Source organism: Streptomyces sp. NPDC058579 (assembly GCF_042718575.1).
Lineage (GTDB): Bacteria > Actinomycetota > Actinomycetes > Streptomycetales > Streptomycetaceae > Streptomyces.
Genome location: NZ_JBHXPI010000006.1, coordinates 166,034 through 180,269 on the forward strand (window position 1 = coordinate 166,034; position 14,236 = coordinate 180,269).

Below are 14,236 nucleotides of genomic sequence, written 5' to 3' on the forward strand. Positions count from 1 at the left end.
TCAGGACAGGGCCTGCGTGACGGCCCTGGCGGCGTCGGCGATCAGCTTGTTGTCGTAGTCGGCGTCGGCACGATGCCGGTGCGACAGCACGGCCAGCACGATCGGCGCCCTTCCCGGCGGCCACAGGACGGCGATGTCGTTACGGGCACCGTACGTACTGCCCGCTCCCGACTTGTTGCCCACGACCCACCTGGAGGGCGCCCCGGCGCGGACGAGTTCCGCGCCGGTGGTGCTGGTGCGCAGCCACACCGCCAACTGCTCACGCTGCGGCGGCGGGAGCGCGTCGCCGAGCACGAAGGCCCGCAGGTCGGCGGCGAGGGCCCGTGGGGTGCTGGTGTCCTGCGTGTCCCCGGGAGCCCACTGGTTGAGCTCCGGCTCGCGCCGCTCCACGCGCGTGACGGTGTCGCCGAGTTCCTCCAGTACGGCGTCGAGTGCGGCGGGCCCGCCGAGTGCGTCGAGGAGGAGATTGGCGGCGGTGTTGTCCCCGTACCGTACGGCGGCGTCACACAGCGCCTTCAGGGTCATCCCGGTGTCGATGTGGCGTTCGGTGACGGGGGAGGGGGCGACCAGATCACTCCGGGAGTACGTCACGACCCGGTTCATGTCCGCGTCGCTACGGCCGCGCAGGACCGCCCCGGCGGCCAGCGCCTTGAAGGTGGAGGCGTAGGGAAAGCGCGTCGTGTCGTTGTACGCGATCTCCCGCCCGCTGCCGGTGTCGACGGCGTACACCCCCAACCGCGCGTCGTAGGAGCCCTCCAACGACCGTAGCTGTTCCCGTACGTCGGGCGGCGCCGCGGTTGGGGCACTGACCGGGGCTGTGGGCGGGGGCGAGGCGGGGTCCTTGTCGGCGCATCCGGCGAGCGGCAGGAGCAGAAGCGCACCCAGGGCGGCGAGGAGCGGGAGCCGGGGACGGTGGAGCCGCATGACGGAAGGGTCCTCCTCAGAACCGGTGGAAAACGGGCCGACCGAGCACAGACGGAGCCCTGTTGGCGCCACTTTTGGCACCACCCACTCTGCCATCGCCCCACACGGTCGGCCCCGCGCGCTGGGGGCTCGGCGTGTTCGCGGCAGCAGGGGCTGCAGCCAGCGAGGGGGAAGGCTCGATGTCAGTGGGCCGTGGGACGATCGGGATCATGACCGCCTCGCTGGATGCCCTGCTGCCCACCGCCACAGGGGCGCACGTGTCGACCACGTACGCCGACTGGGCCGACGCCCATGACCCCGACATGGCCGGTGCGGCGCGGGACCTGGTCGCGGAGATGGGCACGGAACTCAGCCGGTTCCGGAGCAAGCCGGGCCGGTTCGTGGACACGATGGCGGTTCGTGCCCGCCGCCTGCCGTCGGCGCACCTGCCGTGGTTCTGGGACACCGTCGGCCACCGTCTCATCGGCCACGGCGGCCGGCCGGGCGGACGGGCCTACGCGGCCGCGCGGGCGGCTGAAGCCGAGCACGAGCTGGCGGTGGACCCCGGCTACCGCCGGGCCAACGCCCTGCTGTTCGCCCGGGGCGGCGCCATGCCCGCGAAGGAATTCGCGGCGCACCAGCGCTTCCTCGCCGAGACGTCCGAGCCCGCTGCCGCACACGCGGCCCTGGACACCTTCCTGACCGCCTGGACGGCTTCACCGGCCGACCTTCCCGCCGACCTGGTGCGCCGAGTCAAGGCCTCGGCCAAGGCGGCCGGACAAGGGGACGTCGAGGCCGCGAGGCTGGTGGGCGAACTCCTCGCCACCACCCGGAACAAGTCGGTCCCGGACGCGCTACTGAACGCCGCGGCGTCCCTCCTCCGTACCAACCGGCCGACGGACACGGTGGCGACCGGCCTGCTCGCCATCTTCCCCGACGGTGCAACGGACGGCGGGGCGTGGCTGCGGATGCTGATCGCCTCGGGAGCGACGGAGGCGATGGAGTCAGGGCGGGTGGTGCCGCAGGGCGGCCTGCGCCACTGGGTCGGGAACTTCGTGCGCATGTACCAGTACGCGGCCCAGAGCGGCGGTGGCGTGGCCCGGCAGCCGCTGCCGGCCGAACTCTGCGACCTGGTGGAGCGACTGGGCCCCCGTCTGCGGGCGGAGGGCGGGGACCCACTGACCGTCCACACCACCCGCCACCACTACCAGGGCTTCGACGCGGACGTGCTGGACGCGTGCCTGGCCGCCGGGGTCGAGGTGGTCGACCCCGGACCGCAGGTCAGGATGCGCTTCTGGGGCGACCGTTCCCGACGCGACCTCCAAGCGCTGGCGGCCGACCCGGTGTTCGGCCCGAGACTGGAGGAGACGGTCCACGCGACTCTGCTCCCCGAGGGGTTCATGGACCGCCGGCGACGGCCGGGTACGGCGGTGACGCTGCTGCCGGGCAACAAGGGCATCGCCCGCCAGGTAGCCGCCAGAGTGGACAAGCTCGTCGCCACCGTCGCGGCCGGCGGGATGGCGGGCGCGGAGGAAGCCCTGACGGAACTGGAACTCCTCCTTGACGGCCCGACGGTGGAGGCCCTGGACGGCATCGCCGACGCCCTCGCCGGAACGGACACGGCCGGCACACTGCGCCGCTCCCTCACGGCCGGCCTGCCGGAGGAACTGGCGTGGCCGGCACTGGAGAAGATCTACGAGGACTTCGCGAAGGAAGCGACAGAGGCCGAGGCAGGCGATGGCCCCTTGCCAGGCGTGTCGGGCGTAACGTCGACATGGCCGGTCCTGACGGTCTTCGGCCGCCACCGCGCCGTGGCCGTGGCCCCGGACCGCGTACGGGCCTCCTGCCGCTACACGATCCCGGACGACGCGACGATGTTCGCCGTGCACTACGTGGGCGGTTCGTTCCTGGTGAGCTGGACGGCGAAGCCGAACCCGTACCGCTGCGACACCGCGATCTGGTCCGACCACCCCGACGACCCCTTCACCCCCGACGAGGTCGGCGGCCTGGTCCCGTACGGTGGCAGCCTGAACGGCGCGTACGGCTTCCAGTTCGAAACCGCCGACGACGGCGGCCGGCACAGCGGCACGGGAATCCTGCGCCCCGGCGGCAAGCAGGGCATCGACAGCGACGAACTCCAACTCAGCGACGGTTCGACGATCTGGACCAACGCGGTCTTCGCCAAACACCCGTGGCAGCCGGTCCACCCACTCACGGGCGAACGCGAGGCCGTGACCCCGCTCCCGGACTTCCTGAGCGCCCCAACCGACTCAACGATGACCCTGGCCACGGAAGCCCTCCAACTGGCCCCACTCCCCAAGGCCCTACCGGCTTCCCCCATGGGCACCCGCGACGGCTTGACGGGAACGAGGATCTCCTTCCGCACGGACCACCGCGACCACGCCCCCGACCACTACCTCCTCGAGAGCGTGGACGGCCGCACGGCCCGCTTCACGATCGACCGCAAGGGCCAGCAACCGTGGGCCCTGTGGACACCCCCGGAAGCCCTGGCGGACGAGACGGTAGTCCTGGCGGAGGCTCAAACCCCAACGGGGGTACGCGCCTACACCCCCGACGGCACCCTCCTGTGGGAACAGGACGGCCACCACTCACCCCGCCACCCCCGAGTACCCCCCACCCGACACGTCACGGTCTCCGGCGGAGTGGCCCTCCCGCCGGCGTTCTGGTACCTCCTCCAAACCCGGGACAGCACGGCCTCCCAAGCCCTACGCGCGACACCCCACCAAACCGCCGACACCCTTCTGTCCGCAGCCCTGGAATCCCAAGAATCCCTGAACGCGGCCATCAATACCGAGTTCCCCACCATCACGGACCCGGTCCTGAGGAGGGCGGTAGCAGCAGTAGCGGAACGCGCAGCGAACGCGGACTCCCGCCGCCGCACACTCCACCACCGCATCACCACTCACAGCCGAGCGGAGGGGCCAGAGGCGCCGTGAGATGATCCCTGGGTGAGGGTCCTGTGGCCTCTCAGTCTGAGGGCAACCGTGATCACGGACTGCTGAGCCGCAGGAGATGCGCATGTGGGACAGCTTCCTCCTCATCATGATCTGCGCGATCGTGGCCGATTCACTCCTCCACCGGATACGTCGGCTGTGGCGCCGGATGCGCCGTTCCCAGACGGTCGCGGCTCTGAACCGTGGGGAAACCGTCCACATCAGGTGTGCCGCACGATTCCGCAACACAGGCGGACGTCGGCACCGCGCGACCCTGACAGTGAAGGCTGAAGGCGCCTTCCTGACCACCCTTGACGGCACTGTCTCAGACCTGCAGCTCGGCGTACCTGCCACCAGCGTCGAGATCGTGGCGGAGCGGTCGATGATGGTGTGCGAGGTAGCGGGACGACAGCTTGAGGTGCTGCTCCCGGACGAGGAGAACGAGGAAAACCACCTCCTCAAGGCCGTAGAGATCAGCCTTCTGTACCGCGAGATCACCACCCCCGGCACCTCCGCAGCCTGACCCGCGGCCTTTTCCCCTCAGGTGCTCGCTCGGCCTCACAGCGGCGAGGTGAGGGGAATCAAGTGACCACGCTCGATGCGCCCCGCACGCGTTCGGTGCTGCCCAGCCCCCGCAATGACCGGTGCAAGAGGCCACTTGAACAGGGAAAACGCAACTTCGACATGGCCCGCTGAGGCAGCTACCTTCACCTGGTCTTCGGCGATCACCCAAGGTCGCACGGGAGTTCCATCAGGCGAGCCACCCACCCGCGACGGGATGAGCTGGTCATGCCCCCACGAACCCTCACCCCCATGCCGAAGCCACGGAACCGGGTCCACACCAGGCAACCCCCACCAGGGAGAGACGCATGCCCCATCTTGCTCTGTACACATTCGGCGTCCTGAAGTCACCTCTCGCCGATCCCGGACCTCTCACGCGCGAGTTCTACGACAGTGGCGAGGCCGTCTACCGGAACATCTGTCAGCACCCCGGATACCTCGCGCGTGCTGAAACGGCAGACGGTGACCGGGGCATGCTCTTCGAGGCGGACTGGGGTGCATGGGGAGAGTTCGCCGTACCGAGCTGGTACGGCAAGGGCCGTACGGTGGAAACCACTGCGCTGGCCGCGACGCTCTCACTCTGGACCGACCTGCGCCCCGCCTTCGACGCCATCTACACCGGTCTGCACCGTGAGGCGCTGAACAGGCGTTACGACTGGTTCGAGAGGACAGGACACCCGAATTACGTGTGCTGGTGGGTCTCCGACGGCGTGATACCCACCTGGCAGGACGGGGTTTCCAGGCTGGAACGCCTCCCCGACCACGGCTCCGGGCCGCACGCCTTCACCTTCCGCCACTCATTCGCCCCGGACGGAACTCCGATCAGGATCAAAGGCATCGGGCCGAAGAGTGAACAGGCTCGCTGACAGGGCCCGGGCCCGGAACTCTGTCGCCCGTGAGGGCGGTCCGCAGGACGGCGGGGAACCCGTGCTGCGGACCGGGGCCACGGCCGGAACGGTGCCGCAGTGGCGAGACGCGTCCCCCACGAACACGGTCTCGCCCTCCCGTTCCTGTCTACGAGAGCGAGCGCAGCAGGGTTCACGTACCCCGCCGCTCGTGGACGTTCCTCAGTCGGCCCAGGGCCGGGCGACTGCCCACGTGGTGTCGGCTTCGAAGGTGTCGCCGCCGTCCCACTCGTTCGGGCCGCCGGGGTCCGCGAGCCAGAGTTCGGCGGAGCGGTGGCGGAGGTAGCGGTCGGGGTAGTTCGCGGAGGTCAGGCGGAAGCCGCCGGGGGCCTCGGTGGCGAACCAGGTCGCGTCGAGCTGGAAGAGCCCGCTGCCGTCGTTCGGGTCGCGGTGGACCCGGGAGTTCCAGTGCCGCAGGAACTCGCCGGGGTGGTTGCGGGACTCGAAGGAGTAGCCGCCCGTGCCCGCGAGCCCGGGCACGATCCGCCACGTCGCGTCCTCCCGGAGGGGAGCCTCGCTGCCGGCGTCGACGACCTCGGCGAAGCCCAGGCCGCCCGAGTGGCACACGTAACGGTCGGTGAGTCCGCGGTTCGTCACCCGCAGGGACAGCCATTGGCCGGTCGGCAGGCCGGCCGAGGCGCCCTCGCCTCCGCCCAGGGGGCCCAGGGAGACGGTGAGCAGCGTCGGGTCGCCCGCGGTGACGAAGCCGGACTGGTCGGCGCCGTCGGTTGGGGTGACGTCGTCGTACGGGAAGGCGTAGCCGCGGCCCTCTCCGGTGTGCGCGTGCACCAGGCGCGCGTAGTGGTTGGTGGGGGACGTGGTGTAGTAGCCGGCCGGGTTCTCGCCCTCCGGCAGGCGGTCGATGGCGAGCAGGGTGCTGCGGTTGAACGCGGCGCTGATCCTGGCGGCCAGCGCGCCCATGGCGGGCGTGGTCACGGCGAAGGGGCCCGTGGAACAGCTGAAGATGTCGGCCGTCGACGGGCGCCCGAAGGAGCCGTGGCCCGGGAAGTCGAGCCGTTCGCCCGTCACCCGGCCGCGCAACTCGCCCCACTGGGCCTGGGTGTTGACGATCAGATCGGTCTGCCCGTACTTCGACCAGACCTGGTCCACATAGCTGTCGTAGTAGCCGGTCAGGAAGCCCGGGTCGGCCGCGATGCGCTGGCTCGGGTGCAGGACGCGCAGGTTCCGGCCGCCGGAGGACACCACGAGCCGGTCCCAGGGCAGGCCGTCGGCGGCGCTCTGGGCGCGCAGGCCCTGTGCGATGGAGTCCACGGAGCCGGGGCGAAGGCCGGGCACGCGCTGGAGGGCCCCGGAGGTGGTGGTCAGGTGGAGCTCCACGGGGAGGGACACGAAGTCCACGGCCGAGACGTTCGCGTACACCACCGCGTCGTTGAACGTGAACTCGGCGAACGACCACTGCGTGGCGATGTTCGGATCCGAGGGGTTGCTCACCGCGGGCTCGACGAGCGTGGGCCCGGGATTCAGCCGGAAGTCGAGCGGGGCGTCGACGGAGAACCAGATCCGGGCGCCCGCCAGCCGGGGCACGGTGATCCGCCGGGGCCCGGAGCCCGAAGGGCCGAGCGGGATGGCGCAGTCCGCGCCGAGCTGTGCGCCGGGCGACCCTGGGGATTCGGGGTAGTACGGCGTACGGCCGTCCGAACCCAGCAGCATCCAGGCGTTGCCGCGGTCCAGGGCCAGGCCGCTGACGTACGCGAAGACGGTGTCGGAGCCGGTGTTGTTGACCAGGTCGATGTCGAGCGTCAGGCCGGTGGCCGCCGCGGCGACGTAGGCCGGGCGGGCGGTGAACGCGGCGGCGGCGAGCGTCAGGGCAGACGCGCCGAGCAACTTTCTACGGGAGAGCACGCTGTGACTCCTTGCGGCAGGGACGAGGCGCGGCCACCCGCGGCCGGATGCGAACGGGCATCGGGCCGCGGGTGGAGCGGATGGGCTCGGAACGGGTCAGGTCAGGTCACGCGACCTGACGTTCAGCAGGGGCCGTCGAGCTGCCAGACGGCCCAGGAGATGGGGTCGCCGGGGGTGGCGCCGGTGGAGTAGAAGAGGGCGGTGTACTGGTTGCCGGCGTGCGAGACCGTCTCGCCGGGTTCGTACGACCGCCCCGCGTCCCAGCCGGGCCTGACGGCGCAGCCGGTGTTGTCCGGCTCGACGATCCACGCCGAAGACGCCTGCACGGGCTCGGCGGCGGGGGCCGGCTCGGGCGCCACGGGAGCCTCGAACGTCTCGACAGCCTCAAGCGTGTCAGGGGCTTCAAGGACTTCAAGGGCTTCAAGGGCCTCAGGGGCGGGGGTGTCAGCGCCGGCGTCGACGGTCGCGGCTTCGACCGCGGTGGACGTCCCCGCGCCGCTCTCGCCGTAGACGAACTTCCACGAGATGCTCTCGGTGACGCCCATGTCGAGCGGCGCGAGCTTCTCGAACGCGGTCTTGCTCAGGTCGATGTGCCCGGGAGGGCATTCCGGGCACTTGTCCCGGACCGGAAGCGTGATCGTCCGGCCGTTGTACGAGACCTCGACGGAGACGCCCTTGCACAGGTCGTCGTTGTTCGGGTTGGCCGCCGTCCACCAGGCGTACGAGACGGCCACGAGGTCCTCGGCGGTCGCGTCGACCGGCGTACCGCACGCGCCGTTGCCGACGAGGTCGTACCAGGTCATCTTGGACGGGCGTGGTCCGTCGGCGGGCTCGGCCGCGGTCGCGGGCCCCGTCCCCAGGAGCGCCAGCGACACCGTGCCGAGCAGACCGGCAGCCCACGTTCCCCTGTGCCTGCGTGCGTTCACATCGTTCTCCCGTGTGTTGGATTCCGGTGGTGTGTCGTGGCCGCGGGCAGGCGGGTGGTGACGGCATCACTCACTCACCCCTCACCAGGTCGTCCCGCGCAGCCGACAAGCCGTGACAGGGCGGGCGTTGGGATGGATGTGTGTGCCTGCCCCATGGGGGTCTACGACGGCACGGACCCAACCGTTCGATCGATCGAGATCAAGGCTGTGGGGATTCCCAGGGGCTCCCGCGGGAGCCTGGGCCGCGGGACCTTTCGTCGGGCCGAAGCACCCAGGGCGCTCGACCACGTGGCCCCCGGGCCCTGGAGCCACGTGCCCCCGGGGCCCTGGAGCCAGGTGCCCCCGGGGCCCGGGTCCCGGCACGACGACTGGCGGTCCTTCCCCGCGGCGGGATGATGGAGGGGACCCCGTGCGTCCGCTCCTCCGTGGACGCGGGGCGTTGAGGAGGATGCGGTCTGGATGAGCGCGGCGGCCTTTCCTGCCGGCCCGGACGCGGCGGGCACCGACCTTGCCTGGGAAGCGGGCGGTCTCCTCGACGTACTCGGAGTGGCCGCGGTCGTACTGACCGCGAGCGGGCACATCGAGCTCTGGAGCCCGCAGGCGGAGACGGTCTTCGGATACCCGGCGGACGAAGCCCTGGGCCGGTCCGCCGCCCGGCTCCTGGTCGAGGACCGGCACCGGGACGTGGCGCTGTCCCTGTTCGAGAGCGTGATCGCGGGCGGCGGGCCTTCGGTCGGCGTCTTCCCGGCACGGCACAAGGACGGCCGCACGATCCCGGTCGAGATCCGCTGCACCCGGCTCCAAGACGATCAGGGACGGTTCCACGCCCTCGGTCTGGCCTCCGACGGGAGCACCGTGCGGCGCGTGGAGCAGGACCGCTCCCTCTCCTCCCGGCTGGTCGCCCACTCGCCGATCGGTCTGGCCGTCCTGGACCCCGACCTCCGGTTCGTGCTGGTCAACCCGGCGCTGGAGCGCATCGACGGCCGGCCGGCCGCCAGCCACCTGGGCCGTTCGTTCCGTGAGACGGTGGCGTCGCCCGACGTCGCCGCGCTGGAATCGACGCTCCGAGAGGTGCTGCGAACCGGGACTCCCGTCCTCGCACGGACCATCCAGGGACCCGCCGGCCCCGACGGAAAGGAGCGGGTGTGGTCGATGTCCCTCTACCGCCTGCAGACCCCGGGGCGACTCGTCATCGGCGTGGCCGCGTCGGTCGTGGACATCACCGACCAGCACCACGCGGCCAAGGCCGCCGCACAGGCACGACGCCGTCTCGCGGTCGTCGCGGACGCCTCCGAGCGCGTCGGCACCACACTCGACCTGGACCTCACCGCTCACGAACTCGCCGACCTGGTCGTGCCGGAATTCGCCGACATCGCGGCCGTCGACGTCCTGGAGTCCATCCTGGCCGGGCCGCACCTCCCGGGCACCAGAGCGACCCCGGGGACGGCGGTTTTCCGCGCGCTCGCCGTGAAGGCCGCGTACCTCAGCCCGGCCGAGGCCGCCGCCGACCCGGTCGGCGAACCGGCCCGCTACGATACGGAGCGTCTCGTCACCCAGTGTGCCCGGACCGGCAGGCCTGTCCTCGTCGAACACGTCACGGAGGACGACCTCACCCGGATCGCCCGGGACGGCCCCGCCGCGGAACTCCTGCGGCAGGCGGGCATCCACTCCTACCTCGCCGTCCCCCTGCGTGCCCGGGGTGTCGTCCTCGGCGTGCTCGACCTGAAGCGCGCCCGCAACTCGGCGGCGTTCGACCAGGACGACGTCCTGCTGGCGGGGGAGCTGGCGGCCCGCGCGGCGGTCGCGATCGACAACGCCCGCTGGTACCGGCACCAGAGCCAGGCCGCACTCGTCCTCCAGCGCCATCTGCTGCCGCACGGCCCCCCGCGCCTGAAGCGGCTCGATGTCGCGGCCCGCTACCAGCCCGCCTCGGCGGCCGTGGAGGTCGGAGGGGACTGGTTCGACGCCATCCCGCTGCCCGATGACAAGACGGCCCTGGTCGTGGGCGACGTGATGGGCAGCGGCATCAACGCCGCCGCGACGATGGGGCAGCTGCGCACCGCCGCGCACACGCTCGCCGGACTCGGTCTCTCCCCGGCCGTGATCCTGAACCAGCTGGACCGTACCGCCGCCGACCTGGACGACGCGATGGCCACCTGCGTGTACGCCGTGTACGACCCCCACAGGGGGAGCTGCCGCCTCGCCTGCGCCGGGCATCCACCACCCGTGCACGTGCCGGCCGGACTGGCCCCGCGCCTGCTCGACCTGCCCACGGGCGCGCCCCTCGGGGTGGGCGGTGTCCCCTTCGAGACCGTGGAGATCCCGTTCACCGCCGGTGACCTCCTGGTCCTGTACACGGACGGCCTGGTCGAGACCCGGGACCAGGACATCGACGTCCGGCTCGCGGTCCTCACCGACCTGCTCGCGCAGTCGTCCTCCCTTCCCCTGGAAGAAACCTGTGACCTGCTCCTCGGCGCGCTGAGACGCCCTGACGACCACGACGACGTCGCTCTGCTGATCGCCCGAGCCCGGGACCACGAGCACGGCGGGAAGGAGGCGGCACCGTGAACGGCACCTCGGTCCCCGGCGTCCCCGGCCTCCCCCGTCTCCCCGATGACGGCCTCCCGCCCCTCTCCGAGGAGACCGCCGCCGCCCTGCTCGACAGCCGGGGACGTGTGAGCGGCTGGACACCGGAGGCCCGGGCGCTGCTCGGCAGGTCCGCCGCGGACGTCGTCGGCCGGCCCGCGCGCGGCCTCCTCGCGGACCCCTTCTCCTGGTCGGCGCTCGTGGAGGCGTACGCCCGCGGGGAACGGCGCGGCGAGGCCGTGCTGCGGACCGGCGGGGGTGAGGACCTGCCCGTCGTCTTCAAGACGTTCGGCCTCACCGACGGCGAACGACACGGCGCCACGAGGGAGCAGCTTGCGACGGAGCAGCGGGCGAGGGAGCACCGGGCTGCGGAGCACCAGGCCGGAGACGAGACCTGGTGCCTCGTCCTCGCCGCCCCGGCGGCACTGGCCACCCGCTGGAACCAGGACCGGGCGTTCGTCAACGAGCTCTTCCTCCAGGACCGGGTCGGGCTCGCCGTCTTCGACCCGGGGCTCCGGCTCCTCCGGACCAACACCCACCTCCTGCCCTACACCGGCGTACCGCCCGACCTGCGAGGACGCCGCCTGTCGGACTTCCTGTGGCCCGGGGACGCGGAGGCGGTCGAGGAGCAGCTGCGCGGGGTCCTGCGCACGGGCCGACCGCTGGTGGGGGTCGAACAGATCCTGCGGACGGTCGAGGATCCCGCCGGCGGGGTGTTCATCACGATCTCGGCGTTCCGGTTGCAGGCTCCCGACGGCCGGGTCCTGGGGCTCACCGCCCTCTTCACCGACGTCACCGAGCTGCGCCGCTCGGGCGAGCGCCTGGCACTGCTGCACCAGGCCACGGCCTCGGTCGGCAGTTCGCTCTCGGTCAAGGACACCTGTACGGAACTGGCCGCGGCGCTCGTACCCGGTCTCGGCGACCTGGCCGTCGTGGAGATCGCGGACACCGTGTCGCTGGGTGAGGAACCGGTACCCGACGAGGAAGGCCGGCTGCTGCTGCGCCGTACGGCCGTCGCGGGGCGGCCGTCGGCGGGCGGCGACCCGCCGACCTCGACCGTGGTGCGCGTCGCCGCCCCGATCGCGGACACCGGTACCCCCAGCCTCACCGTCACCGGGGTCGCCGTCGGGGGCTACCGGATGACCATGACCGCTCTCCTGCGGGCGCGAGGCATGATCCTCGGCAGGGTGTCATTGGGCCGGCGGACCGCCCGCGGCCCGTACGGGAAGGCCGACCACGACCTCCTGCGCGAGATCGCCGACCGCGCGGCCCTCGCCCTGGACAACGCCCGCCGTTTCGCGCGCGAGCACCGGGCAGCCGTCGGCCTGCAGCGCAGCATGCTGCCGCCCACGCAGAGCGAGACCGTGGCGGCGACCACTTCGGGGACGTACCTCCCCGCCAACACCGCGACCGGCGTCGGAGGAGACTGGTTCGACGTCATCCCGTTGTCCTCCGCGCGGGTCGCGCTGGTCGTGGGGGACGTCGTCGGACACGGACTCGCGGCCACCGCCACGATGGGCCGACTCCGCACGGCCGTCCGCACTCTCGCCGACCTCGACCTCGAACCCGACGAACTGCTCACCCACCTGGACGACCTGGTCGCCCAACTGGTCGCCGAACCCGAGGACCCGGAGGAAGAGGACTCCGAGGACTTCCAGGACTTCGAGGGCTCGGAGCACGACGGCAGGGACGCCGGCGCCGACGACGGCGACGGATGGCACGACCGTCACCCTTCCTCCTCCACGGGCGCGACCTGCGCGTACGCGATCTACGACCCGGTGTCCCGGACCTGCGTGGTGGCATCTGCCGGACATCCACCGCCGGCGGTGGCGGATCCGCAGGGCAACGTCACGTACCTGCCGGTCGACCCGGGCCCGCCGCTCGGCGTCGGCGGTCTGCCGTTCGAGACGACGGAGGCCGAGGTGGCCCCCGGCAGCGTCATCGCCCTCTACACCAACGGCCTGATCGAGAACCGGGACGGCGACCTGGAGAAGGGGATGGCCGAGCTGGCAGGTCACCTGGCCCGCCCGGACTCCCTCAGCGGGCCGCTGCGCGACCTCGGCAAGGAGATCGTCGCGGGCCGTCCCGCCGCCGGACTCGGGGACGACGTCACCGTGCTGCTCGCCCGTACCCGAGCCGTACCGGCGGAGGACGTGGTCGCCTGGGAGGTCGAGGCCGACCCGGCGTCGGTGGGCACGATTCGGGCGGCGGCGGAGACACAACTGCGCGCGTGGGGACTGGAGGAGCTGGCCTTCACCACCGAACTCGTGCTGAGCGAACTGGTCACCAACGCCATCCGGTACGCCGGCGGGCCGGTCAGGGTACGGCTGATCCGCGCGGGCCGGCTGATCTGCGAGGTGTCCGACCCCAGCGCCACCCACCCACGGATGCGCCGGGCCCGGCTGACCGACGAGGGCGGCCGCGGCCTCTACCTGGTGGCTCAGCTCACCGCCCGCTGGGGCAGCCGCTACAGCCGGAGCGGCAAGACGATCTGGGCGGAGCAGGAGTTCGGACCCCCTGCGTGACCCGACCGGCGCGGTGCGATACGAAGGCTCCCGTGAACGATCAGAACCAGACCTCGACCGTCCGGGCCTTCATAGCGCTCGCACCGCCCGACGAAGTCAAGGCCGAGCTGGCCCGGGCGCTGGGGCCCGCCTACGAGGCGTACCCGGACATGCGGTGGAACCGCATCGAGGACTGGCACATCACCCTGGCGTTCCTCGGCGAACTCCCGGTCGCGACCGTACGGCTCCTCCAGCAGCCGCTCGCGGAGTTGGCGGCGACACGCGGCCCCCTGGAACTGGCGCTGCGCGGCGGCGGACACTTCGACGGACGGGTGCTGTGGACCGGTACCGACGGCGACCTCGAAGGCCTGCACCTGCTGGCCTCGGAGGTACGCGCCGTGGTCAAGGGATGCGGGATTCCGCTCGCGGACCGCCCGCTGAACCCGCACCTCACGCTGGCCCGTGCCCGCCGCAACGATCCCACGTCCGTGGTGGACGCGGCCTCCGGACTCGACTCCTTCACCGGCCACCCCTGGTCGACCCCACGCCTCCACCTGGTCGCCAGCAACACGGCCCGGGGCCCGGGCCCGATCCACTACCGCGACGTCGACTCCTGGCACTTCGGCGGAGGCGGAGGAGGTGGCGGAGGTCGTGGAGACCACTGAACCGCCGCGCCGGCGGGAAGGTCAGTGGCCCTCGTCGAACAGCCCGGCCTCCACCTGGAAGGCCAGCGTCTGCAACACCTCGGCGGAGGAGATGTCGGTCTGCCCGCTGTCGTGCGCCATGGCGAGGCTCGAATAGGCCAGCGTGAAGCCGGCGATCATGGTCTGCAGAGCCGGACCGAGAGCACGGGCGACGACCCGCGCCACCTCCTGGGGCGTGGCATCGGCCGGCACGCTGATGGAGGGCAGCATTTCGTTCAACATCTGCGTCACCACGCTGGATCCGAGCTCGGAGTTGTCCTCGTCCTCGCCGGCCTCCGCGGCACGACGGATCTCCTCGGCCTCCGTCAGGATGCCGATCACACGCTTCAG

General features: G+C 71.8%; 10 protein-coding genes. 6 read left to right on the top strand and 4 right to left on the bottom strand.

The features are described from left to right. The gene (bla, locus tag ACFWRO_RS11195; protein ID WP_384507576.1) at positions 1–924 is read right to left on the bottom strand and encodes a class A beta-lactamase; all 924 of its coding nucleotides are present in this window, start codon (positions 922–924) and stop codon (positions 1–3) included. A gap of 209 nt (positions 925–1,133) precedes the next feature. On the opposite strand from bla, the gene ACFWRO_RS11200 reads away from it, so the two are divergent. From ACFWRO_RS11200 to ACFWRO_RS11210, 3 genes are all read left to right on the top strand, one after another. Continuing rightward, positions 1,134–3,860 carry a hypothetical protein gene (locus ACFWRO_RS11200; protein ID WP_384507579.1) on the top strand — a complete coding sequence of 909 codons (2,727 nt, stop codon included), beginning with the start codon at positions 1,134–1,136 and terminating at the stop codon, positions 3,858–3,860. Between the two features lie 82 nt (positions 3,861–3,942). Next, positions 3,943–4,380, top strand: a complete 438-nt coding sequence (locus tag ACFWRO_RS11205) for a hypothetical protein (RefSeq protein ID WP_384507582.1) — start codon at positions 3,943–3,945, stop codon at positions 4,378–4,380. A 346-nt stretch (positions 4,381–4,726) separates the two neighbouring features. After that, positions 4,727–5,284 (top strand): DUF3291 domain-containing protein, encoded by a 558-nt coding sequence (locus ACFWRO_RS11210; RefSeq protein ID WP_384507584.1) that lies wholly within the window; start codon positions 4,727–4,729, stop codon positions 5,282–5,284. A gap of 201 nt (positions 5,285–5,485) precedes the next feature. Here the strand turns inward: ACFWRO_RS11210 and ACFWRO_RS11215 are convergent, their stop codons facing one another. Next, the gene (locus ACFWRO_RS11215) at positions 5,486–7,186 is read right to left on the bottom strand and encodes a beta-1,3-glucanase family protein (protein ID WP_384507586.1); all 1,701 of its coding nucleotides are present in this window, start codon (positions 7,184–7,186) and stop codon (positions 5,486–5,488) included. A 122-nt stretch (positions 7,187–7,308) separates the two neighbouring features. Next, positions 7,309–8,112, bottom strand: a complete 804-nt coding sequence (locus tag ACFWRO_RS11220; protein ID WP_384507589.1) for a cysteine/serine endopeptidase inhibitor — start codon at positions 8,110–8,112, stop codon at positions 7,309–7,311. A 459-nt stretch (positions 8,113–8,571) separates the two neighbouring features. Here ACFWRO_RS11220 and ACFWRO_RS11225 point away from each other — a divergent pair, with 459 nt between their 5' ends. From ACFWRO_RS11225 to thpR, 3 genes are read left to right on the top strand one after another with little or no spacing between them, the layout of a single operon-like run. Continuing rightward, positions 8,572–10,680, top strand: a complete 2,109-nt coding sequence (locus ACFWRO_RS11225; RefSeq protein ID WP_384507591.1) for a SpoIIE family protein phosphatase — start codon at positions 8,572–8,574, stop codon at positions 10,678–10,680. Further along, complete coding sequence (locus tag ACFWRO_RS11230) at positions 10,677–13,223, top strand: SpoIIE family protein phosphatase (protein WP_384507594.1); 2,547 nt, start codon at positions 10,677–10,679, stop codon at positions 13,221–13,223. The genes ACFWRO_RS11225 and ACFWRO_RS11230 overlap by 4 nt, the downstream gene beginning before the upstream one ends. A 32-nt stretch (positions 13,224–13,255) precedes the next feature. Beyond that, positions 13,256–13,867, top strand: coding sequence for an RNA 2',3'-cyclic phosphodiesterase (gene thpR, locus ACFWRO_RS11235; RefSeq protein ID WP_384507597.1), 612 nt, complete (start codon positions 13,256–13,258; stop codon positions 13,865–13,867). A 21-nt stretch (positions 13,868–13,888) separates the two neighbouring features. Here thpR and ACFWRO_RS11240 read toward each other — a convergent pair whose 3' ends face one another. Next, positions 13,889–14,227, bottom strand: coding sequence for a hypothetical protein (locus ACFWRO_RS11240; RefSeq protein ID WP_384507600.1), 339 nt, complete (start codon positions 14,225–14,227; stop codon positions 13,889–13,891). Positions 14,228–14,236 lie beyond the last annotated feature (9 nt).

What these genes read in the sequence shown, in the direction of transcription:
- bla (WP_384507576.1), bottom strand. Translation starts at nt 924, where the DNA reads ATGCGGCTCCACCGTCCCCGGCTCCCGCTCCTCGCCGCCCTGGGTGCG.
- ACFWRO_RS11200 (WP_384507579.1), top strand. Translation starts at nt 1,134, where the DNA reads ATGACCGCCTCGCTGGATGCCCTGCTGCCCACCGCCACAGGGGCGCAC.
- ACFWRO_RS11205 (WP_384507582.1), top strand. Translation starts at nt 3,943, where the DNA reads ATGTGGGACAGCTTCCTCCTCATCATGATCTGCGCGATCGTGGCCGAT.
- ACFWRO_RS11210 (WP_384507584.1), top strand. Translation starts at nt 4,727, where the DNA reads ATGCCCCATCTTGCTCTGTACACATTCGGCGTCCTGAAGTCACCTCTC.
- ACFWRO_RS11225 (WP_384507591.1), top strand. Translation starts at nt 8,572, where the DNA reads ATGAGCGCGGCGGCCTTTCCTGCCGGCCCGGACGCGGCGGGCACCGAC.